Here is a 520-nt window from a genome sequence, read left to right as displayed (position 1 = left end):
CGCGCGCGTCCATGTGGGCGTCCACCATGCCGCTGGGCGGCGCGGGCGACGTGCTGCCCGTCACCGGCGCGGGGCTTGCCGCGCTTGGCGCGGGTTTCAGCCATGCAGACGCGGCCAAGGCCGACGCGCGCGAAACGATCCGCCAGGGGCATCTGGCCCTGGTCTTCTTCAAGGCCATGCAGCCGGGTCTGCTGATGCTGCACGGGCAGGATCTGGCAGGCGCCCTGCCGCTGGACTGGCACGTCATGGCCGATTCCGAGGAGCGTTGGGATCCGGCGCTGGCCCCGCGCGGCGCCTACGCCCTGTACCGTACCGCCCGCACCACCGTGCTGACCAGGCAGGGCATGCCCCGTGCGCCGGTGGCTTACCCCACCCCCGACGAGCAGCTGAACGACCCGCACTCGTTCCTCAACGGGGTGCACGCCATCACCGCCATGCGCGAACGCACCGGCATTGCCGCCGGGCGCGTGGCCGCGCGCCTGCGTACGCAGGGGCGGGGCTGCATCGCCCTGGCCGTGGA

1 pseudogene is annotated in these 520 nt (G+C 73.3%); it reads left to right on the top strand.

Annotated elements, in window-relative coordinates:
- A pseudogene (locus FVW20_RS18680) lies at window positions 1-520 on the top strand (hypothetical protein); the annotation flags it as partial.

The sequence above is a fragment of the Nitratidesulfovibrio oxamicus genome (assembly GCF_015731765.1).
Lineage (GTDB): Bacteria > Desulfobacterota > Desulfovibrionia > Desulfovibrionales > Desulfovibrionaceae > Cupidesulfovibrio > Cupidesulfovibrio oxamicus.
This window is presented reverse-complemented; position numbering and strand designations above follow the sequence as displayed.